The sequence below is a fragment of the Streptomyces platensis genome, from assembly GCF_008704855.1.
Taxonomy (GTDB): Bacteria; Actinomycetota; Actinomycetes; order Streptomycetales; family Streptomycetaceae; genus Streptomyces; species Streptomyces platensis.
The window spans coordinates 322,816-343,241 of sequence record NZ_CP023691.1 but is presented as its reverse complement, the minus strand read 5'-3'; the positions used below and the strand labels follow the sequence as shown (position 1 = coordinate 343,241).

The window sequence follows — 20,426 nt, the reverse complement described above, 5'->3', positions numbered from 1 at the left end:
GGCGAAGACCCGCTCCACCGCCGCGGGCTCGGCCAGGTAGCGAAGAAGTTGCGGACGAGGATCTCGCCCCCGAACGCCTCACGATCGCGTCGGCGATCTCCGTGACGTGTTCGGTTGATCCCAGTAGGGCCGGTGTCACAGGCGCGCCGGCATGGCTGCTCAGGTCGAGACAGGCGTACGGGACAGGGCGGTGCGCAGCGCGAAGACGCCGAGCAAGCCGCCTGACGCGAACCGCTGAGCGGTCATCACGCGGGGCCGGGCGGCCAGAAACCCCGATACCCGTGCTGCGCCCAGCATGATCAGAGCGTTCACGGAGATCCCCACGATGACCTGAACACCGCCGAGCTGGAGCAGTTGCGCCCAGTCCGGGCCCGCCTGCGGATCCATGAACTGGGGCAGAAGAGCGGCGTAGATGAGAGCGATCTTGGGGTTGAGCAGGTTGGTCAGGAGCCCCATCGAGAACAGGCGGGCGTCAGAGACCGGAGGCAGGTCCTGGGCCGGAGCGAAGGGCGAGCGGCCGCCGGGCTTGAGCATCCCCCAGGCCAGGTAAGCCAGGTAGGCGGCCCCAGCGAGCTTGACCACCGTGAACGCCAGGGGCACGGCTGCGAACAACGCGGACAGGCCCGCGGCTGCGGCCAGCAGGTAGCACAGGAATCCCACGGCGGTCCCGCTCAGGCTGACCAGGCCCGCCCTGCGGCCGTGGGTGATCGCGCGAGAGGCGAGGTGGATCATATTCGGTCCCGGAGTCAGGGCCATGCCCAGTTCGACCAGGGCCACTCCTCCCACTGCGGCCAGACTGATCACCGGTCAACTCCCAATCATTTGCCGGGTACTTGGTACCCGGAGTGGGGCGGCGCCCGGCTGCGACGGGCGGTTGCGACGCATAGGCAGTGCCTGCATCGCCTGCCTCAGGATACGGCCCTGCCGTTCGGTGTCTCCGTGCACCCTGACTCCAGCCGGCCGACGACATCAATGACTGCAGCCGGATCGCCCACGGTCGCGTCGGCGATCTCCGCGTGATCGGCCGGGCAGATCCTTATGCCTCGATCGTCGGCGTTGTCAGTGGGTGCCGCTACCTCTGGTGGCGTCACAGTGTCGTGATCGAGGTGGGTTCGTGGACTCGTGGGTCGGTGCTCGGACAGTCGGTACTTGGCGATCTCGCGCTGATCCCCATTCCGTACGGCGGCTGTCCGGCAGGTGGGGGAGTACGTCCGCGGCGGATCCGTTCGCCGTGCGTCGCTCTGCCTCCGCCGTGCTGGACGACAAGGCGGGTCGTCGGCTGGAGCGAGCGTGTCGAGGCGCTGCTCGGCTACGCGCCCGGGGAAGTACTGGGGCGGCCGGTGCGCGAGGTGATGCTCGACCCTCGTGATGAAGACGTCGTCATGGCCGCGGTGGCGGCCTGCGTGAGTGCTGGAGGCTGGTTCGGGGTCATCCCCGTACGGGACCGCGGCGCGGAAACAGTGGAGGCACGACTACGACGGGTGCTCGAAACGGGGGATCCGCTGATCTTCACCGAGCAGCCCTGCCGCCTGCGGCACGACCCTGACCGGGAGCTGGTCGTCTCGGTGTCGGCCTTCCGGATGCAGGATCCCGCCGGCCAGGTTCTCGGCGTCACCCAGATGGTCGAGGACGTCACCGACCGTTACCGTGCTCGCCGGAGACTGGCGCTCCTCAACGACGTCGGTGCCCGTTTTATGTGCCCCGCAGGCCGTAGCGCGACCTGCCTGTATGCGGTCCACGACCCGGTCAGCGGGCGCTGCACCCTCGCCCGCGCCGGTCATCCGCCGCCCGCGGTGGTGACACCGGACGGACGGGTGGACTTCCCCGAGCTGCCGGCCGGCCCACCGCTCGGTCTCGGCGGACTGCCGTTCGAAGCCGCCGAGCTGGAACTGCCCGAGGGCAGCTTGCTCGCCCTCTACACCAAGGTGCCCACCTGGGAACCGTCGGCGGAGCCGGCCGCGGCCGCCGAGGGCCGGACACTCGCGGTGGCCCAGCTCAACGACTGGGGGCTGGAGGAAGTGGCTTTACGGAGCAGCCGTTGCCGTCGATGCCCAGATGAGTGAGGGTGAGGGCCCGGTGGCTGACCTGCCCGTCGCGGAAACTACGGTGTCCGTCAACGGCAGGCTGAAGGGATCGAACATGTTCCGCAAGGTACTGGTGGCCAATCGTGGTGAGATCGCGATTCGCGCTTTCCGCGCCAGCTATGAGCTGGGCGCGAAGACCGTTGCCGTCTTCCCGCACGAGGACCGCAATTCACTGCACAGGCTGAAGGCCGATGAGGCACACGAGATCGGCGAGCCGGGACACCCGGTGCGTGCCTACCTCTCCGTGGAGGAGATCGTCCGTGCTGCGCGCCGGGCGGGAGCGGACGCGGTCTACCCGGGCTACGGGTTCCTGTCCGAGAACCCGGACCTGGCGCGTGCCTGCGAGGAGGCGGGCATCACGTTCGTCGGGCCGAGCGCGGGCACGCTCGAACTGACCGGGAACAAGGCGCGTGCGGTGGCTGCCGCGCGTGCGGCCGGTGTACCGGTGCTCGGTTCCTCGGAGCCCTCCAGTGACGTGGACGAACTGGTCCGTGCCGCCGACGACATCGGCTTCCCCGTGTTCGTCAAGGCGGTCGCCGGCGGCGGAGGGCGCGGTATGCGCCGCGTCGAGGACCCCGGCATGCTGCGTGAGTCCATCGAGGCGGCGGCCCGCGAGGCCGCGTCCGCGTTCGGCGACCCCACCGTCTTCCTGGAGAAGGCCGTCGTCGACCCCCGCCACATCGAGGTGCAGATCCTCGCCGACGGGCAGGGCGAGGTCATCCACCTCTTCGAACGCGACTGCTCTCTCCAGCGCCGGCACCAGAAGGTGATCGAACTCGCACCCGCGCCGAACCTCGACCCGGCGCTGCGCGAGCGGATCTGCGCCGACGCCGTGCGGTTCGCCCGGGAGATCGGCTACCGCAACGCGGGCACCGTGGAGTTCCTGCTCGACCGCGACGGCAACCACGTCTTCATCGAGATGAACCCGCGCATCCAGGTCGAGCACACGGTGACCGAGGAGGTCACCGACGTCGACCTCGTACAGGCGCAGCTGCGTATCGCCGCAGGTGAGTCGCTGCCCGATCTCGGCCTCACGCAGGACACGGTCACGCTGCACGGCGCCGCGCTGCAATGCCGTATCACCACCGAGGACCCCGCCAACGCCTTCCGCCCGGACACCGGCAGGATCAGCGCCTACCGGTCGCCGGGCGGCTCGGGGATCCGCCTGGACGGCGGCACCACGCACGCCGGTACGGAGATCAGCGCCCACTTCGACTCGATGCTGGTCAAGCTCAGCTGCCGGGGCCGGGACTTCAACACCGCCATCGGCCGGGCCCGGCGCGCGGTGGCCGAGTTCCGCATCCGCGGCGTGGCCACGAACATCCCGTTCCTGCAAGCCGTGCTCGACGACCCGGACTTCCGGGCCGGGCGGGTCACCACCTCCTTCATCGAAGAGCGCCCGCACCTGCTCACCGCGCGCCACTCCGCCGACCGCGGCACGAAGCTGCTCACCTACCTCGCGGACGTGACGGTGAACAAGCCGCACGGCGCACGGCCCGAGCTGATCGACCCGATCACCAAACTGCCGCCCTTGCCCGCCGCCGAACCGCCCGCCGGCTCCCGGCAGCGGCTCGCCGAGCTCGGCCCGGAGGGGTTCGCCCGGTGGCTGCGCGAGTCACCGTTCATCGGAGTCACCGACACCACCTTCCGCGACGCCCACCAGTCACTGCTCGCCACCCGGGTCCGCACCAAGGACATGCTCGCCGTCGCCCCCGTGGTGGCGCGGACGATGCCGCAACTGCTGTCCCTGGAGTGCTGGGGCGGCGCCACCTACGACGTAGCCCTCCGCTTCCTCGCCGAGGACCCCTGGGAGCGCCTGGCCGCACTCCGTGAGGCAGCACCGAACATCTGCCTGCAGATGCTGCTGCGCGGCCGCAACACCGTGGGCTACACGCCGTACCCGACCGAGGTGACCGACGCCTTCGTGCAGGAGGCCGCGGCCACCGGAATCGACATCTTCCGGATCTTCGACGCGCTCAACGACGTCGGGCAGATGCGGCCCGCCATCGACGCCGTACGGGAGACCGGCACGGCCGTCGCCGAGGTCGCCCTGTGCTACACCTCCGACCTGTCCGACCCGTCCGAGCGGCTGTACACCCTCGACTACTACCTCCGCCTGGCCGAGCAGATCGTGGACGCCGGGGCCCACGTCCTGGCCATCAAGGACATGGCAGGGCTGCTCCGCGCGCCGGCCGCCGAGAAACTCGTCTCGGCCCTGCGCCGCGAGTTCGACCTGCCGGTGCACCTGCACACCCACGACACCGCGGGCGGCCAGCTGGCCACCTACCTCGCCGCGATCCGGGCCGGCGCGGACGCGGTGGACGGTGCGGTGGCATCCATGGCCGGCACCACGTCGCAGCCTTCGCTGTCGGCGATCGTGGCCGCGACCGACCACAGCGAACGGCCCACCGGGCTGGATCTGAAGGCGGTCGGGGACCTGGAGCCGTACTGGGAGAGCGTCCGCAGGATCTACGCGCCGTTCGAGGCGGGCCTGGCCTCGCCGACCGGCCGCGTGTACCACCACGAGATCCCCGGCGGACAGCTTTCCAACCTGCGGACGCAGGCAGTCGCGCTCGGCCTGGGGGACCGCTTCGAGGACATCGAGGCGATGTACGCCGCCGCCGACCGGATTCTCGGCCGCCTGGTGAAGGTGACCCCCTCGTCCAAGGTGGTCGGGGACCTGGCGCTGCACCTGGTGGGCGCCGGGGTGAAGCCGGCGGACTTCGAGGCGACGCCCAACGAGTTCGACATCCCCGATTCCGTCATCGGCTTCCTGCGCGGCGAGTTGGGCAACCCGCCCGGCGGATGGCCGGAGCCGTTCCGCGCCAAGGCGCTGGAAGGCCGCGCCGAACCCAGGCCCGTGCAGGAACTGACCGCGGACGACCACAGGGGGCTGGAGCAGGACCGGCGCGCGACGCTCAACCGGCTGCTGTTCCCCGGGCCGGCCCGCGACTTCGAGACACATCGTCAGGCCTACGGCGACACCAGCGTGCTGGACAGCAAGGACTTCTTCTACGGCCTGCGTTCCGGAACGGAGTACGCCATCGATCTCGAGCCGGGCGTACGGCTCCTGATCGAGCTGGAGGCCATCGGCGAGGCCGACGAACGCGGCATGCGCACCGTGGTGTCCACCCTGAACGGCCAGCTGCGGCCGATCCAGGTACGCGACACCGCAGCGGCCGCCGACGTACCGGTGACGGAGAAGGCGGACCGGACCAACCCGGGCCACGTCGCCGCGCCGTTCGCCGGAGTGGTGACGCTTGCGGTGGCCGAGGGTGACGAGGTGGCGGCCGGCACCACGGTGGCCACCATCGAGGCGATGAAGATGGAAGCCGCGATCACCGCCCCGAAGGCCGGGCGGGTGGCCAGGCTGGCCATCAACCAGATCCAGCAGGTGGAGGGAGGCGATCTCCTTGTCGACATCGCGTGAATCGCCTCTCACGAACGAGGGCGGCCAAGGGCGCCGCTAGTACTCCAGCCGGACTTTGGTGTTTGCCTGGTCAACGGGCTTGGGCTTGGGCCTGGGGAGTGTAGCGGGGCTTACCCCGGCCCCTCGCGGCGAACCGCGAGGGGCCGGGGCTGGAGTTCGGGAGGTTGATGAGTGGGGGAGGCCCGGGGGTTCTTGCCAGGGCAGCTTCGGGATGCTCTTGGTGAAAGGTGCTCCATCACGGGCTACCGGGTCCGCTGCACGCTCGCAACGAAGCTGGTGAACGAGCTGGTCGAGGCCACCGACGAGAAGCAGCTGATCATGAGGTGGGCGAGCCACATGCTGTTGCGGTCGACGGAACTCCGGTGTGTCCGTGGGGCCCTCGTCCGGGTGTCATCCGACCAGCCCTCGGAGCAGACCCTCCAGATTGCGCTCGCCGTCACGGGTCTGGGCGCCGTTGGCCAGCCCGCCGCGGATCAACCGCTCGGCGGCGGGGCGAACGAACTGATCCGCCCAGGCGTCGTGCTCCCGCAGGAGCCCCTCGGCCAGGTCCTCGGGGACGATGGCGCGCTTGGCCGCCGCGATCACCCCCTCGGGCAGGGCGGCGATGTTGCGGGCGAGGCGGTCGACGATGCCGTCGAGTTCGTCAGCGGGAACGGCCCGGTTGACCCAGCCGAAGCGCTCCGCGGTTTCGGCGTCTTAGAGGTCGGCGCTCAGCACCGCCTCCAGGGCGCGATTGCGGCCGACCCGGCCGGCGAGGTACTGCGTGCCCCCTCCACCGGGGACGATGCCCATGAGAGCCTCGATCTGGCCGATGCCGGCGCGACCGATCGCCGCCACCGCCCAGGCAGCACCCGCGCACTCCCGGACCGCAACGTCATCCAGCACGGCAACGGGCTGGGACCCCGTCCCCTACCCCACGCGCTGGGCCTGCCAGGCGGCCGGGGAGAAAACCGGCCAGCAGTGGCAGTGCGTGCGGCGGACCGACGGCACGTGGCGGCTGTACATCTACAGCTGACTGCTCACCGCCTCCCTGACGGCGCGTGCCCCTAGTGACTTGAGTCGGAGATTCGTCGGCGGTAGGCGGCGACTTCCAGGGCTGCGAACAGGGTGGTGGTGCCGGCCCGGACATAGTCGTGGCCGCGGCGCTTGGGAACGCCGGGCATCATCGGCAATACCGGCTGGGACCGGTCGAGGGCCTGAATCTGCGACTTCTCGTCCACGCAGAGCACCAGCGCCTTCTCCGGCGGATCGAGGTAAAGGCCCACGACGTCACGGACCTTGTCGATGAGCAGTGGGTCCGTAGACAGCCTGAACGTCTGCGAAATGGGCCGTCGGCCGCGCTCTGTAGACCTCAACAGTCACGATCCCGCTGAGGTCTTGTGGCGCGTGCCGGAGGAATCCGAGCCGTTCGCGGTGGGGGCTGGGGGCCAGCAGGATGCGGGCTGCAGCCGCTGATCGCTCGGCTCGTGGACGACCTCAACCAGGGCTGCCGGTCGGCTGCCGAGGTGCTGTCGCAGATCAGCCACTACGTGGACGGCTACTCCGCGATGCCAGGCGGGCCTGTCCGACGACGGCGGCTCTCGGCGAGTGCCAGGACTGCGCCGCGAAGAGATCGCGCAACTGGCGGGCATGGGCGTCGACTTGGCACCAGGGCGGCCCTCCTGCGGCAACAATGGGCTTTGTTGCCAACACAGTTGGGGGTGCTGATGGTTGAGACAGTGGTTCAGATCTTCGCGCAGATGGCTGGCGGGGCTCTGACTTCGGTGGGTACCGGGGTGGGGCAAGCAGTATCAGACATTGTGCGTGAGCGTTTCGCGACAGATGAACGTGGCCGTTCGGCAGTACAGGCAGTCGATGAACAGCCCGGAAGCCCGGAGGCGGCTGCCTCACTCAGATCCGTGCTGCGAGCTGAATTGGAGGCCGACCCGGAGTTCGCCCGGAAGATCTCCGCCGCCTTGGAAGAGCCCTCGCCTGCCGCCTCCTCGCGCTCGGCCTCTGGCAGCATCACGATTGACGGCACAACGATGCGGGGTAACCAGACAATCGCCCTCGGGCCGGTGACGTTCCACAACACACGCAATGTCCGTCTGTCCCTGGTCGGTGCCGCCTTGGTCTTTCTCGCCCTGGTTATCTTGGGAGTCTACGGTGGGGCACGGCTGGTCACCGGGGGCGACCCCGGCGAGGAAGGAGCGGTGACGGCGCTGAGCGCCGCAGAGCTGCGTCAGGTAATCCCCGGCCCCGGAAGCCTGCCGGCAAAGTGGACACGGCCCAAGCCGCCCGAGCACGTGATGGGAAGGAAGGCTCCAGGGCTGGTCACGGCCGAGGCCGTCGGCTACCTGATGGGGGATCCGGAGGCCGAGATGTCCATTGTTGCCGCCGGTTTCACGGACGCGGGCAAAGCCAGCGACTTCCTCCGCGCCATGAAGAAGTCGAATGACCCGGACGGCCAGGCAGAGAAAAAGGGCATCATTATCTCGATGCCGAAAATCGGGGATGAACTCTGGGCCGTAACAAATCCCGCCAGCAGTATGTACTCCGGCGGCGCCTACCTGGCTCTGCGTGTCGGCACCGTTCTCGTGACTATCCATGGCGATGACACTGACGACCAGGCCTTCTCCACATCACGGCTGGAAGTATTGGCGAGAATGATGGCTGAACGGGCGCAGCAGGCGCAGAACGGCCAAGCTCCGACCGCCTATGTGCGCAATGCCTGAAACGCACGTCAGCCAGCCACCACGTTCGTACTCGACTTCACCGTGCTCGGAGCCCTCTATCGCCTCCGGCCAGTCCCCGGTGAAGTTCCGGACGAAGGACAGGCCCGACTTCTCCATGACACGACGGGAACGAGTGTTGACAGCCATCGTGTTCGCCGTGACCCGCTCGGCCTCCAGGTCCGTGAACCCCTAGTGGATCAGGGCCCAGGAGCCTTCCGCGGCGTAGCCGCGTCGCTCCCGAGGCCGTATCCCGCCTGATCTTGAAGGGGCAGATCACACCGCGCCGGAAAAGCGAGGGTTATGGGAGCGTTCGTGGAACGGCCACTGTGGCTGTTCCACGAACGGATCTCCCAGAGGGCTGTGGGACGTGCGAGGAGGAGACCTCAAGCGGGCAGTTTCGTGTCGATGACGAAGCTGATTTCGATGACCTGGCCGGGCAAGGTCAGTTCAGTGATGCCCAAGACCGTGCTGGCCGGGCGGTGGTCGCCGAAGTACCCCAGGTTGCCCTCCGCCGTCGCCGCGGCATTCTGTCGCAGGTTCACCACGTACAGGGTCTGCGAGACGACCTGGTTCCGGGTGGCGCCGTAGTGGTCCAGGACCTTGTCCATGTTGGCGTAGGTCTGCTTGAGCTGGGCGGCGAAGTCGTCCGCGTAGAGGAACTCGCCTGCCTCATCGAACGAGAGCTGTCCGGAGACGTGGATCAGCTCGCCGGACTTGATCGCCTGTGAGTAGCCGAAGTCGCTCTCGGCCGGCACGTTGTAGTGGAAGACATCAATGGTGGCCACGGTGCTCGCTGGAGCGCAATGGCCTGGTCGACCGGAAGGTGCACCCCACCGTGCCGCCGCGAGTCGAGTACACCCTCACCGAGCCGGGCCGGGCCCTGCGCACCGCGGTCGACGCCATATGCGGCTGGACCCACCAGCACCTCGGTCACATCGAGCGTGCGCGCGGCCGTTTCGACGCCTGACGGGCACGCAGCGACACCTCGCGCGTTGCGTGATTCCTTGATCGATCTCACGTTGGTGGCCACCAACGTGGCCCGCGCTTCGCTTGATCGGGCTACCGAGCCAGGCGAGGTTGCTGAGCACGTCGATGTGGCGCAGGGCGGTGAAGAAGCCGCCGGGGCCGGATCGAACCCGGCCGGAGCCGGCATCAAGGAGATGGCCCCACAGGGCTACCTCGACATGTATCTCACCGACTGGTTCGCCGCCTGGGACCGGCTGGGACAACTGCGCACCCCCACCATCGCGGCCGTCTCCGGCCTCGCCCTCGGCGGTGGCTGCGAACTCGCCATGCTCTGCGACATCCTGCTGGCCGCCGACACCGCCGTGTTCGGACAGCCGGAGATCAAACCGGGAGTCGTCCCGGGCATCGGCGGCTCCCAGCGCCTGCCCCGCGCCGTCGGCAAGGCCAAGGCCAAGGCCATGGAGATATGCCCTGACCGGCCGCACCCTGATGGAACCGCGCCTGACGCCCTGCTAACTTCCCCTTGCCCCGCCCCACCGAATGGAGAGACGGGGCCTCCTCTGCTGACTCAGGGCCGGGCCTCGCTCGGACGGGCGGATCAGCGCAGTCCGGCGAAGAGATCGTTCTCGGGTACGGCCGTGCCGGTGGGGTCCTGGACACGTAGGAAGGTTTCCATGCCCATCAGCTCGCCGAACCTCTCCTTGCCCATCTTGAGGAAGAAGATGTTCTCGCCCTGACTGGCGTGTGCGGCCAGTGCGTCGAACTTCTGACCGCTGAATGCGGTGGTGTCCACCCACGTGGTGATCTCATCGTCGGGGAGGCCGATCTCGGCTATCGCGGCGGCCTCGGCAGGATCCGGCTCCGGCATGTCCTCCTGGAACTCGCGCATGGTCTCCCCGAACCGCTGCATCGTCGAGCGGGGCATCGTCGTCCAGTACACCTTCGGTGTCAGCGCGGTCATCTCCAGCGCCGCCATCGTGATGCGGTGGGCCTGGATGTGGTCGGGGTGGCCGTAGAAGCCGTTCTCGTCGTAGGTGACGACCACATCGGGTCGGTAGTGCCGCATGAGTTCCGCGAGTCGGGCGGCGCCTTCCTCCACGGGGGTCTGCCAGAAGGATCCGGGGGCGTCGTTGCTCGGCCAGCCGATCATCCCGGAATCGGCATAGTCCAGCATTTCCAGATCGCTGATCTTCAGAGCTTCACAGCTCGCCTGAAGTTCTTGACGGCGCATCAGGGCGACGGCCGCCGGATCGTGCCCGGGATCGCCCGGCTTGGCACCCCCCGGTCCGTCACCGCAACCGCCGTCGGTACACGTCACGAGAACCGTACGGATGCCCTCCGCCGCGTACCGCGCGAGGACCCCTCCGGTTCCGGTGGCCTCGTCGTCGGGGTGGGCGTGCACTGCCATGAGGGTCAAGGGCCGGTCAGTCATGAAACAGTCCTCCTGCAGAAATACGACTTGTTCGAGTGCGCGGCGGGTGTACCGCGATCCTGGGACCGAATCCTGGTGGGGCGGACGACCTTGTGATCTCCGTGTTCCCCGCCCGTGCGGCGCCGGTCCCTCGATCGATGCAACCGTGCCGACCGGCCTGGCTGTTCCCGGCGCGGCGGTGACCTTCCAGTTCTTCGGGTTTCCACGCGAATGAGGTACAGGCGCGAACTGCCGTCCTGCGGAGGCGTCTTGCGTGTGGTGGGTTGCTGACCAGCGCGGTTGCCAGGTCGTTTGAGACCGACTGTGGCCGGCGTTCTCAAACGACCTGGCTTTCGCGGAAGTCTCGTTCGCGATGGATGGCTGGAGCGTCACCAACATCGCCCACAGTATCCACCGGAGATCGCCGTTCTCCATGGTGCTGCGATGTGAGAAAAGCCCGAAGCCACCCTCGCCGCCTCGGATCTGCACGTGGTGCTGTGCAATGTGCACCTTTACCTGTACGCGGTGCTGAGCTGCACTGCTGAGGGGAGTCGAACTCCCGCGTCGCTCATCACGCGCCGGGAGTGGGCTGGAAAGCCGCCAGCCCTCGGTGGGTACACGCCTCCGAAGCTGCTACCTGCGCCACATCGTCCCAGTCAGCGGGACTGCGCAGTCCAGCAGATCGACCTCTCAGTTCGTACGCTGGATACGCACATCGACCTCGCGGATCTTCCGGGCTGGGCACGGCGAACGCGCTGGTGGTGACGCTGCTGGGGCAGCTCGCGTGGTGGCGGTGACGGGGCTGCTGAATCTGCGGCTGCCCCGGGTGGTCGGCCACGAGCTGAGCGGGACCGGCCGCGCCCGGTACGGCAGCAGGGCCCGGACCGCGCGTCGCGGTCCGGACCCTGCTCCGTGCGGTGCTGCCTGCGGCGGCGGTGCGTCAGCTCTGTGCGGTGTCGTCGCCCGTCTGCCCGGCGCCCTCGGCTGCGCCTGCCTTCTCGCGCATCTTGCGCACCAGCTCCGCCTTCTGGTCGGCGGCACCCTGGCGGTCGAGGTTGCGGTGCGGACCGTTGTTCTGCCGTTCGGCGCGGGACAGCCTCTTGCGCTGGCCGCCGCCCATGCCCACGGGGTTGTTGATGTTCTTGCTCACGGGTTCTCCCGGAATGATGTGAAGTGATCTACGGATTCATCGGTGGCGGACGGGCGCGGCGACGCCGAAGGACGTCAGCAGGGGCCCATCACGCTCTCACTCGTAAATCGGCGTCTGGAAGAACATGGCAATGACATTACCCGGTTCCGTCGGCCCCGCACACCAGGTTTTTCGCTGCCCCTGGCGGCACTCCCCGCGTCCGCAGTCGGCGCCCGGATCGGATACGCCCGGTATCCACCAAGGGCCAGCCGCTCAGGGGCGAACCGCTCCTCGCCCGGCCGCCAATCCTCACCGGTGTACGGGTGTCGACCCAGATGCTGATGGGCATCGCGGCGAGCGCGGCCTTTGCCTCAGGGGCCGGGCTCGGCAACCAGATCTTCCGCGGGATCTCCAGCCCGGGCAGTGCGAACACGCTCGACGAAGTACTGTCGGGGACGCTCGGAATCGTCATACCAGCCCTGCCGTTCGACGCCGGGTACGTGCTGATCGGACGGCTCACCATCTCACGGGGGATCCGTGGCTGACTCTGCCGAAATCGTCGAACCGACCTCCCCGGCGTCCGGCGCCGTGGGCCCCGGAGGATCCGCCCGATCCGCCGGGCCCGACCGGCCGGCCGCCGCCGGCGCGAGCATCCGGCCGGACAACCTCACCAAGCGCTGTCCGGACAGCCAAGCCCCGGCCGTGGAGGACGTGACCCGGGACGAAGCGGCCGGCGAAACCGTGACCCTTGTGGGGCCCTCGGACTGCGGCAAGAGCACCACGCTCAAGATGATCAACCGGCTGATCGAGCCGGCCTCGGGGCAGAGCACCATCGGCGGCGAGGGCGTCACCGGCATCAACCCCGTGGGGCTCCGCCGCACCATCGTGGTACGGACCGCCGTCGCAGGCGCCCTGCTGCTCGCCGCCGCAGGGCTGAGCGGCTGCGGACTGACCAGCGGCAGCCCAATGGCCGACTCGGTGCAGCCCGGCTCCATCGGGAAGGGGCGACCGCTGAATGGCGCCCAACTGACCGTGACCTCAAAGGAGTTCACCGAACAGATCGTCCTGGGCCAGATCATGGGGCTGGTCTTCAAAGCGGCCGGCGCGGAAGTCCTGGACCGGACGAACATCCAGGGCTCGATCGGTGCCCGCGAGGCGGTCAAGTCCGGTGCGGCGGACGGGATGTACGAGTACACCGGCACGGCCTGGATCACCTACCTCGGTCACACCAAGCGGGTCGTCGACCCGTACGAGCAGTGGGAGGCCGTACGCGAGGAGGACCGCCGCAACGGCGTCACCTGGCTGCATGCCGCCCCGCTCAACAACACCTACGCGCTGGTCTCGAACCAGGCGAATGCGCAGAAGTACCGGCTGCGCACACTCTCCGACGTGGCACGTCTGACGAAGAAGGACCCGGGCGCGGCCACGATCTGCGGCGGAAGCGAGTTCTCGGTGCGTGAGGACGGCCTGCCGGGCGTGGCGAAGACGTACGGATTCGCCCTCCGGCGCGGGAACTTCAAAAAGATGGACGACGGCGTCGTCTACACCCAGGTCGCCGAGGGCTCGGCCTGCGCCCTCGGCGTGGCGGCCACCACCGACGGCCGCATTCCCGAACTCAAGCTGAAGGTGCTGGAGGACGACCGGCACTTCTTCCCCAACTACAACGCGGCACCCGAGATGAACAGCGCCACCATGAGGAAGTACCCCGCCATCGCCGACCTCCTCGCCCCGATCACCAAGCGACTGACGGGGGCGGAGGCCCAGCGGCTGAACGCGCGGGTGGACGTGGACGGGGAGGACCCGCACGAGGTAGCGAAGGACTGGCTGGTGCGGGAGGGCTTCATCCGGGAGGGCTGACAGACGGATTCGCGCGAACGTCCGACGGGCAGGAGGAGAGCGCCCTGCCGCTCGCATAGATGCTGCCGTCCAAGGGCCCGGGACGCCAATTCGGGACACAGGACGATCCAGTCGATGGAGCCGTCAGGCTTGATGACCTTGCGCTTCTCGAAGGCCGAGGTGTCGTTCTCCCGGTAGATCTTGGTGAAGGGGCCCCGGTGCAGTCGGACCTGGGCGTCTTGGGCGTCTTCGAGCTGGCGGTCGACGCCGGCTTCGAGGCCGAAGCGGTCGGAGGAAAAGCGCAGGTAGGCACCTGGGTGCTTGGGGACGTAGGCCGCGAGGTGGTCGTGGAGGTTGAGGGTGACCTGTCCGCACAACCTGGGCAACCGCGCAACTGACCGAGATCCAGGTCGAGCGCCAACCCGCGATTCGCTCCGTCCACCCCGCTCTCGGTCTGCCGGAACGCTGGCCGACCGGCGGCGCCTTCCCCCGGAGTGACGCCAGATGACAGCAGCGGCACCGTCCTTCTCGACAGCGGCACCCCGGTGAAAGCACCTCGTCCGCACGGCAGCGATTGGTGGGGGCCTCTGCATGGGCTGGGGAGGCCACTCGACCGGGTTCGGGGAGTATCCGTCGTGCACCGGTGGACGCCCTGGTCGGCCAGTCGGCGCTGTGCCGCATCCGAAGTGGCCTGCGGCCGCAGGCCGATGGCTGGGAGGCGGATGTGGCTGGCGGGCGGGTTCTCGCCCGCCGGGCCGCGCTTTAGACTGCGACCGCTCCGAAATCTGGCGATCTTTTGGAGGGTGTGCAGGATGAGCCGAACTCTCATGACCGCATTGGCTGCGGCGGCACTGGTCGTGTCCGGGGGCGGCATTGCCTCTGCTTCCGATGTCCCGCCGCGAACCACGCACGGCCCTTGCCAGTACACCCAGACCCCGGATGAGCCGGCGGCGCGGCGGGTTCCCCTGCCGCCCGATCCGCGGCACACCCCCAATCACGGCACGGTCGGTATGGCTGTCCGGACCAGCCAGGGCCCGCTCCCGCTGCGTCTGGACCGAGCGAAGGCGCCGTGCACGGTCCAGAGCTTCGTACACCTGGCGCGGCACCGGTTCTACGACCGTACGGTGTGCCATCGGCTGACGGCGTATCCGACGCTGAAGGTCCTGCAGTGTGGCGACCCGACCAGTACCGGCGAGGGTGGGCCGGGGTACAAGTACAAGGACGAGCTGCCGGTGGACCTGCCGCCGGCACCGAGCGATCCGACCGGCGCCCGTCGCCTTTACGGGCGCGGCTTGCTGGCGATGGCCAACGCCGGGCCGAACACGAACGGTTCGCAATTCTTCGTCGTCTACGGCGACTCCGCGCTGCGACCGAACTACACGGTGTTCGGCACGGTCGGTTCCGCCGGCCTGAAGTCTCTCGACAAGATCGCCGCTGGCGGTATCGAACCAACTGCGCAGGACCCGGCGCCTGTCGACGGCACGCCCGTGCTACGGACCGAGCTGCTCAGCGTCCGGCCCACACCCGCTGATACCAGGCCACGAAGTGGGTGATGGCCGGCGGGGCCCGACAGATGGCCGACGGATCGCTCGATCCCGCCGCCGGTTGTCGTCTTGAGGTGGAGCGCCGCCGCTCCGCTCGGGTGTCCCGGCTAGGCCGTGTTTTAGGATCGGATTCCTGTGTGCGCCCTGCACGATGATGATCAAGATGTGGGGCGAGGGGATCTTTCTGATGAGCAGTGGTCGGTGCTGGAGTCGTTGCTGCCCGCGGTGGGCATACGTCGCAGGTGGCCTGGCTGTCGGCGGCTGGTAGACGGTGGGCGGTGGCGGGTTCGGACCGGAGTTCCGTGGCGGGACCCGCCGTTCGAGTACGGGACCGTGGCAGACGGTGTACGGACTGTTCCGGAGATGGCAGCGTCGGGGTGTGTGGGCCCGGCTGCTGACGCTGTTGCAGGCGAGGGCTGATGCGGCCGGGCTGATCTTCTGGGAGGCCAATGTCGACTCCACCATCTGCCGGGCACACCAGCATGCTGCCGGTGCCCGCCGGCGCGGTGCTGTGCAGAAGGAACCGCCAGGCCAAGTGAGCGCCGAACCTGAAGACCATGGACTGGGCAGGTCGCGAGGCGGGTTCACCACGAAGATTCATCTGGCGTGTGAGCAGGGACAGCAGCCGTTGTCGCTGCTGATCACCGCCGGGCAGCGCGGTGACAGTCCGCAGTTCGAGCTGGTCCTGAACGCGATCGGGGTGCCCCGGCTGTGTCGGCCGACTGTCCTTTGACAAGCAATCTTGACCGTTTGCCAGGCTAGTTTGACCGGCCCGTTCCATGCTGAACCGCTCCTCCCTGCAGGCGACGGCCCGGCCGGCCCGGGGTGGCAGCTGACGATGGGGGGGGCTCTGCCGGGTGGTTATTGGCCTGGCGGCGACGGAAACCCGGGAGTCGGGACGGGACTGGCCGCAGTCAGGGGGACTTCACGGCGTTGACCATGGTGTATCCCATCTTGTCCCGGCACAGGGCAAGGATGCGCGGGTAGACGGTGTCGAGCTGCGCCATCGCATCGGTGCCCACCAGCTCCGCGATCTGGGCGCGCCTCGCGGCGAACAGGCGCGGGATCAGCTCGTAGGTGGGCTTGAACTCCCGGGACATGTCGCGAGTGTCTTGGATGGCGAAGCCGGCCTCGCCGAGCATGCGGGAGTAGTCCTCGGGTCCAGCGGGCAGGCGGGAAAGGGCGAACGCGGCCTGGAAGAGCTGGACTTCCTCGGGTGTGAAGGGCACGGCTTCGTAGCAGTCCGCGAGGACGAAGCGGCCCCCGTACCGCAGCACCCGCCGAACCTCGCGGATCGCGGCGGGGCGGTTGGAAAAGTGAGCGAAGGACTCGATGGCCCAGGCGGCGTCGAAGGTCTCGGACTCCTGGGGCAGGGCCATGGCGTCCGCCTGTTCAAAGGTGACGCGGTCGGACAACCCCGCCTTCAAGGCGCGGTCGCGGCCGGCCCGGACCTGCCCGGCGCTGACCGTCACGCCGAGCACGCTCGCGCCCGACTCGGTGCCGATCCGCACGGTGGGGCGGCCTGTGCCGCAGCCGACGTCCAGCATCCGCTGTCCCGGCAGCAGCCCGACCACGTCGATGAGGGTGCCGGTCCAGGAGTCCTGGGCCCGGGTGAGTTCCTCCCACATCTCGTCGGCCGTCAGCTCCCCCGTCTCCGCCCGCACGCCGTCGGTCCACATGCCCAGGTGCATGCTGTCGCCCATGGTCAGGCCGTACAGGCCCCCGAAGCGGTCGTACCATTCGCCGACCTCCCGGGCCGATGGATTACTCATGTCCAACTCCTCGCTTCCGGGCAGCCCACCAGGTGGGCTGGCGCCCCCGGGCCGACCCGGCCGATCGCCCCGCTGCCCTCCACTTTCCCCAGGACGGGCGCGCAGTGAGGCCACAAGGCGGGGCGCACAGAAGCACGGATGGATCCATGCCCCGAATCGCCTACATGCAGCAGGCACACTTCGTTGACCGTCAAGATCACTTGGCAAACGATCAAGATCTCGTGTCAGAGGTCACCGGCCGAGAAGCCGCCCGCTGCGGGTGCGAGGCGATAGGGCGTACTCTTCACGCGCGAATCGCGCCTACCTGGAGGAAGGGCGCATTTCCTGGCATTGGCGCGGGGCGGTGTGTATGGGGTTGCACCTTCCGTAGCGGCATGTGGTCCGGTGGACCTACGTCCCGATCCTCTTGGGAAAGGTCCCTGCTCATGCATTCGTCTTTCATGCCACCCCGCCAGGTCAAGATCGGTGACGCGGCGGCCTTCGCCGGCAGCACGCCACGGGCGATTCGCCATTACCACGAGATCGGCCTGCTCCCCGAGCCTGAGCGGGGCGGCGATGACCGCCGCCGCTACGGGTACGAGGACATGATCCGCCTGCTGTGGATTCGCAAGATGGCCGACGCCGGGATCGCCCTGGACGACATCCGTGACGCCTTTACCACCGGTATGGCTTCCGCCGGTGCGGACAACGGAGACGGTATCGCGGACATCCTGGAGCGGTTGGAGGAAACCCTCGCCGAGCAGGAGGCGGAATTGCGGCGGCGACGGACCGCCGTGCAGCGGATGCGCACCGAAGGCAGCCGGATGGGCCTGCTCTCCGACTTCGTCACCGAACGCCTCAAGAGCCTGCCCGAGGGCTCCCTGCGTCAGGCGGACCTGGACAGTCTGCTGGTCACGGAGCGGATCTTCGGACCGCTCGGCGCGGCCGTCCAGGCCACCCGCTTCGTCGTCCTGGCCACGCATCCCACTCTGCGGGACGATTCCGACCGCATCGATGACGCCGAGGAGGCACTCGATGACAGCGTCGCCGTCGACGATCCACGGGTGGCTCAAGTGGCCGTCGAGCGGCACGCCTTCGAAAGCGCCCTGCAAGCCGTCATCGAGGAGTCCGGCCTGGGTAAGGACGACGATGCCCTCTGCGAAGCCTGGGACAGTTTGCACCCTGCTACCGCCGATGACGGCGAGGACGAGGCCGACCTCAGCTCTGGCAGGCGGGAGGCTGACTCCATGAGCGTGTTCGAAGCCACCGGCAAGATGCCATACGACTTCTCCGCAGCCCGCCTGCGCTGTATGGAACTGGCCGAAGAGCTATCCGCCCAAGACTCACCCGCTACCGAAAACACGGCCTAAACGTTCCTTCGCCCTGTCCCGTGTGGAAGGGGCGAAGGTATTCGTGTGAGGGCCGACCCCGGATCACGGTGGCTCGACCGCCGGCTGGTCCTGCGTATGCGTCCAGGAGTTGTCTTCAAATGTCACGCCCACATCAGCAGGGATGCGAGGGTGATGGCGGCTTGGTAGGACTCGGCAGTCTTGTCGTACCGGGTGGCAATGCCGCGCCACTGCTTCAAACGGTTGAAGCAGCGCTCCACCACGTTGCGCCGCTTGTAGAGCTGCTTGTCGAAGGCCGGCGGGCGTCCGCCGTGGCTGCCGCGGCGAAGCCGGTTGCGGATCTGGTCGGCCCGTTCGGGGATGGTGTGGCCGATGCCCCGTCGCCGCAGCCAGGTGCGGATGGCCTTGGAGCTGTAGCCCTTGTCGCCCAGTACGTGGGCGGGCCGGACCCGCGGGCGTCCTGGGCCGATGCGGGGCACCCGAATCGCGTCCATCACGGCGGTGAACTGGGTGCAGTCGTTGGTGTTCCCGCCCGTGACGAGGAAGGCGAGCGGACGGCCGGTGGCGTCGCAGGCGAGGTGAATCTTGCTGGTCAGACCGCCTCGGGAGCGTCCGAGTCCGGAGCTTTGGAGCCCCCTTTTCGGGCCCCGGCGGCGTGCTGGTGGGCGCGGACGACGGTGGAGTCGACGGAAACGAGCCGTCGATGTCCCCCGCCTCGTCCGCCCTCGCCTGGGCGGCCTGCAGCATCCGCTCGAAGGTGCCGTCCAGGGCCCACCGGCGGAAACGGGTGTGCAGCGTGGCCCACGGGCCGTATCGCTCGGGCACGTCCCGCCAGGCCGTGCCGGTCCGGAACTTCCACACGATCCCGTTGAGCACGGTGCGGTCGTCCAACCGCTTCCGCCCCCGCAACGATTCAGGCAGCAGAGGCCGGACGAACTCCCACTCAGCATCGGACAGTTCATGGCGACGTATCACCCGACCATGATCCACCACCCGAGATCATTTGAAGACACCCCCTAGGGCCTGTCTTCAAAGTCCCGCCTGCCTCGCGGCGTCTGGCACGCACGCTCGCCGCGTTGTCGGATCATCCCGGTACACCCAGTACCGGGACGACCCTCCGCCTTGCGATCGCACGCACCAGACACCGCGAGGCCCGCCCTACGGGCGAACGACGGGACTTTGAAGACAGGCCCTAGCAGCCCTCCCGGCGCCGCAACGCCGCCCGGGCCAAGGCGGCCGCGCCCAGACCGACGCCTAGCAGGGCGCCTGCCATCGAGGCAGGGTGGCGGGCCAGCGCTGTTGCGGGCGAGTGGGCGGCGGCGTGGTCGTCGAAGGTGCCGTGGGCGCCGTGGTCGTGGCCCTCTTTGCCGTCGACGGGCTCCCAGAGGTTGCTGGGCCGGTTTGCCGGTGCCGGCTCGTCGGTCTGCTGGGAATCGAACCCGGTGCGGGCGAGATACCGGTCGAGGAGGGCCGGGGCGAGCTTGTTGGCCAAGACGGTGGCGATGGTCGACGCGCCGACGGAGTACTGCTTGCGATGGGGGTGCTCGGCCGCGTGGAGGATGGCGCGGGCGGCGACCTCCGGCTGGTAGATCGGCGCTACCGGTTGCGGATGTCGGGGAAGTCGGGAGAGCACCCAGGCGAATTGCGGGGTGTTGACCGCCGGCATTTTCACCAGGGTGACGCTGACCGAGCTGCCTTGGTGAAGGAGTTCCGTACGCACGGAGGAGGTGAAGCCGTTGATGGCGTGTTTGGCGCCGCAGTAGGCCGACTGCAGGGGCACGGAACGTTCGCCGAGCGCTGAGCCGACCTGCACGATCGTGCCCCGGTTCCGGGGCAGCATGCGGTGCAGTGCGGCGCGGGTGCCGTTGACGAAGCCCAGGTAGGTCACTTCGGTGACCCGCCGGTACTCGTCCGGTTCGATCTCGGTGAAGGGGGCGAAGACCGAGACGAAGCCGTTGTTGACCCAGACGTCGATGGGGCCGAAGGCTTCCTCGGCGGCCTGTGCCGCAGCCTCGACCTGCGTGTGGTCGGCGAGATCGGTGGGCACGGCCAGGGCGCGTCCGCCGAGGGCTTCGACCTCGGCCGCGGCCGCCTCTAGGCCGGCGGTTCCGCGGGCGAGGAGTACGACGTTCGCGCCGCGTTCGGCGAAGAGGTGGGCGGTCGCACGGCCGATTCCGGCGCTGGCGCCGGTGATGACGACTGTCGGGGACAT

At 68.6% G+C, this 20,426-nt stretch carries 16 protein-coding genes and 8 pseudogenes; 13 read left to right on the top strand and 11 right to left on the bottom strand.

Features of this window, described 5'->3' with window-relative positions:
- Nucleotides 1-159 precede the first annotated feature (159 nt).
- Nucleotides 160-804, bottom strand: coding sequence for a LysE family translocator (locus CP981_RS01580; protein WP_085923185.1), 645 nt, complete (start codon nucleotides 802-804; stop codon nucleotides 160-162).
- A gap of 212 nt (nucleotides 805-1,016) precedes the next feature.
- Here CP981_RS01580 and CP981_RS01575 point away from each other — a divergent pair.
- The 3 genes and pseudogenes from CP981_RS01575 to CP981_RS01565 form a co-directional block, all read left to right on the top strand.
- Nucleotides 1,017-1,589 (top strand): annotated as a pseudogene (locus CP981_RS01575) (hypothetical protein); the annotation flags it as partial.
- A 126-nt stretch (nucleotides 1,590-1,715) separates the two neighbouring features.
- Nucleotides 1,716-1,922 (top strand): annotated as a pseudogene (locus CP981_RS01570) (SpoIIE family protein phosphatase); the annotation flags it as partial.
- A gap of 217 nt (nucleotides 1,923-2,139) precedes the next feature.
- Nucleotides 2,140-5,514, top strand: a complete 3,375-nt coding sequence (locus tag CP981_RS01565) for a pyruvate carboxylase (RefSeq protein ID WP_085923212.1) — start codon at nucleotides 2,140-2,142, stop codon at nucleotides 5,512-5,514.
- Between the two features lie 390 nt (nucleotides 5,515-5,904).
- On the opposite strand, the gene CP981_RS38395 is transcribed toward CP981_RS01565, so the two are convergent.
- From CP981_RS38395 to CP981_RS01550, 3 genes and pseudogenes are all read right to left on the bottom strand, one after another.
- Nucleotides 5,905-6,099, bottom strand: coding sequence for a hypothetical protein (locus CP981_RS38395; protein ID WP_244330115.1), 195 nt, complete (start codon nucleotides 6,097-6,099; stop codon nucleotides 5,905-5,907).
- A 111-nt stretch (nucleotides 6,100-6,210) separates the two neighbouring features.
- Nucleotides 6,211-6,399: an enoyl-CoA delta isomerase 1 gene (locus CP981_RS38390; protein ID WP_244330114.1), complete on the bottom strand. Its 189-nt coding sequence runs from the start codon at nucleotides 6,397-6,399 to the stop codon at nucleotides 6,211-6,213.
- 200 nt (nucleotides 6,400-6,599) lie between these two features.
- Nucleotides 6,600-6,836 (bottom strand): annotated as a pseudogene (locus CP981_RS01550) (IS630 family transposase); the annotation flags it as partial.
- A gap of 378 nt (nucleotides 6,837-7,214) precedes the next feature.
- On the opposite strand from CP981_RS01550, the gene CP981_RS01545 reads away from it, so the two are divergent.
- Nucleotides 7,215-8,228, top strand: a complete 1,014-nt coding sequence (locus CP981_RS01545; RefSeq protein WP_143658828.1) for a hypothetical protein — start codon at nucleotides 7,215-7,217, stop codon at nucleotides 8,226-8,228.
- Nucleotides 8,229-8,240: 12 nt separating this feature from the next.
- On the opposite strand, the pseudogene CP981_RS38385 reads toward CP981_RS01545, so the two are convergent.
- Together CP981_RS38385 and CP981_RS01535 are read right to left on the bottom strand one after the other, a co-directional pair.
- Nucleotides 8,241-8,459 (bottom strand): annotated as a pseudogene (locus CP981_RS38385) (GNAT family N-acetyltransferase); the annotation flags it as partial.
- 152 nt (nucleotides 8,460-8,611) lie between these two features.
- Nucleotides 8,612-9,013: a RidA family protein gene (locus tag CP981_RS01535; RefSeq protein ID WP_085923186.1), complete on the bottom strand. Its 402-nt coding sequence runs from the start codon at nucleotides 9,011-9,013 to the stop codon at nucleotides 8,612-8,614.
- 8 nt (nucleotides 9,014-9,021) lie between these two features.
- Between CP981_RS01535 and CP981_RS01530 the strand changes: the two are divergent.
- A pseudogene (locus tag CP981_RS01530) lies at nucleotides 9,022-9,195 on the top strand (winged helix-turn-helix transcriptional regulator); the annotation flags it as partial.
- Nucleotides 9,170-9,683, top strand: a pseudogene (locus CP981_RS38380) (enoyl-CoA hydratase-related protein); the annotation flags it as partial. The pseudogenes CP981_RS01530 and CP981_RS38380, both read left to right, overlap by 26 nt.
- 109 nt (nucleotides 9,684-9,792) lie before the next feature.
- Here the strand turns inward: CP981_RS38380 and CP981_RS01520 are convergent.
- A complete protein-coding gene (locus CP981_RS01520; protein ID WP_085923187.1) occupies nucleotides 9,793-10,626 on the bottom strand; it encodes a PIG-L family deacetylase in 834 nt (277 codons plus the stop codon).
- 919 nt (nucleotides 10,627-11,545) lie between these two features.
- Nucleotides 11,546-11,755 (bottom strand): DUF6243 family protein, encoded by a 210-nt coding sequence (locus tag CP981_RS01515; protein WP_030069632.1) that lies wholly within the window; start codon nucleotides 11,753-11,755, stop codon nucleotides 11,546-11,548.
- Nucleotides 11,756-12,009: 254 nt separating this feature from the next.
- Here CP981_RS01515 and CP981_RS01510 point away from each other — a divergent pair.
- The 6 genes and pseudogenes from CP981_RS01510 to CP981_RS38370 all read left to right on the top strand — a co-directional run.
- Nucleotides 12,010-12,279: pseudogene (locus CP981_RS01510) on the top strand (ABC transporter permease); the annotation flags it as partial.
- On the top strand, nucleotides 12,272-13,591 hold the full coding sequence (locus CP981_RS01505; protein ID WP_085923188.1) for a glycine betaine ABC transporter substrate-binding protein: 1,320 nt from the start codon (nucleotides 12,272-12,274) through the stop codon (nucleotides 13,589-13,591). The pseudogene CP981_RS01510 and the gene CP981_RS01505, both read left to right, overlap by 8 nt.
- A gap of 197 nt (nucleotides 13,592-13,788) precedes the next feature.
- Nucleotides 13,789-13,968 (top strand): hypothetical protein, encoded by a 180-nt coding sequence (locus CP981_RS01500; protein WP_085923189.1) that lies wholly within the window; start codon nucleotides 13,789-13,791, stop codon nucleotides 13,966-13,968.
- Between the two features lie 429 nt (nucleotides 13,969-14,397).
- Nucleotides 14,398-15,123, top strand: coding sequence for a peptidylprolyl isomerase (locus tag CP981_RS01495; protein WP_244329486.1), 726 nt, complete (start codon nucleotides 14,398-14,400; stop codon nucleotides 15,121-15,123).
- Nucleotides 15,124-15,249: 126 nt separating this feature from the next.
- A complete protein-coding gene (locus tag CP981_RS38375) occupies nucleotides 15,250-15,534 on the top strand; it encodes a transposase (protein ID WP_341873665.1) in 285 nt (94 codons plus the stop codon).
- Nucleotides 15,494-15,847, top strand: a complete 354-nt coding sequence (locus CP981_RS38370) for a transposase (RefSeq protein ID WP_244329485.1) — start codon at nucleotides 15,494-15,496, stop codon at nucleotides 15,845-15,847. The genes CP981_RS38375 and CP981_RS38370 overlap by 41 nt, the downstream gene beginning before the upstream one ends.
- Nucleotides 15,848-16,028: 181 nt before the next feature.
- On the opposite strand, the gene CP981_RS01485 is transcribed toward CP981_RS38370, so the two are convergent.
- Nucleotides 16,029-16,886: an SAM-dependent methyltransferase gene (locus CP981_RS01485; RefSeq protein ID WP_085923191.1), complete on the bottom strand. Its 858-nt coding sequence runs from the start codon at nucleotides 16,884-16,886 to the stop codon at nucleotides 16,029-16,031.
- Between the two features lie 425 nt (nucleotides 16,887-17,311).
- On the opposite strand from CP981_RS01485, the gene CP981_RS01480 reads away from it, so the two are divergent.
- Nucleotides 17,312-18,235 (top strand): MerR family transcriptional regulator, encoded by a 924-nt coding sequence (locus CP981_RS01480; protein WP_085923192.1) that lies wholly within the window; start codon nucleotides 17,312-17,314, stop codon nucleotides 18,233-18,235.
- A 122-nt stretch (nucleotides 18,236-18,357) separates the two neighbouring features.
- Here CP981_RS01480 and CP981_RS01475 read toward each other — a convergent pair.
- Together CP981_RS01475 and CP981_RS01470 are read right to left on the bottom strand one after the other, a co-directional pair.
- Nucleotides 18,358-19,186, bottom strand: a pseudogene (locus CP981_RS01475) (IS5 family transposase).
- Between the two features lie 220 nt (nucleotides 19,187-19,406).
- Nucleotides 19,407-20,426: an SDR family oxidoreductase gene (locus tag CP981_RS01470; RefSeq protein WP_150522304.1), complete on the bottom strand. Its 1,020-nt coding sequence runs from the start codon at nucleotides 20,424-20,426 to the stop codon at nucleotides 19,407-19,409.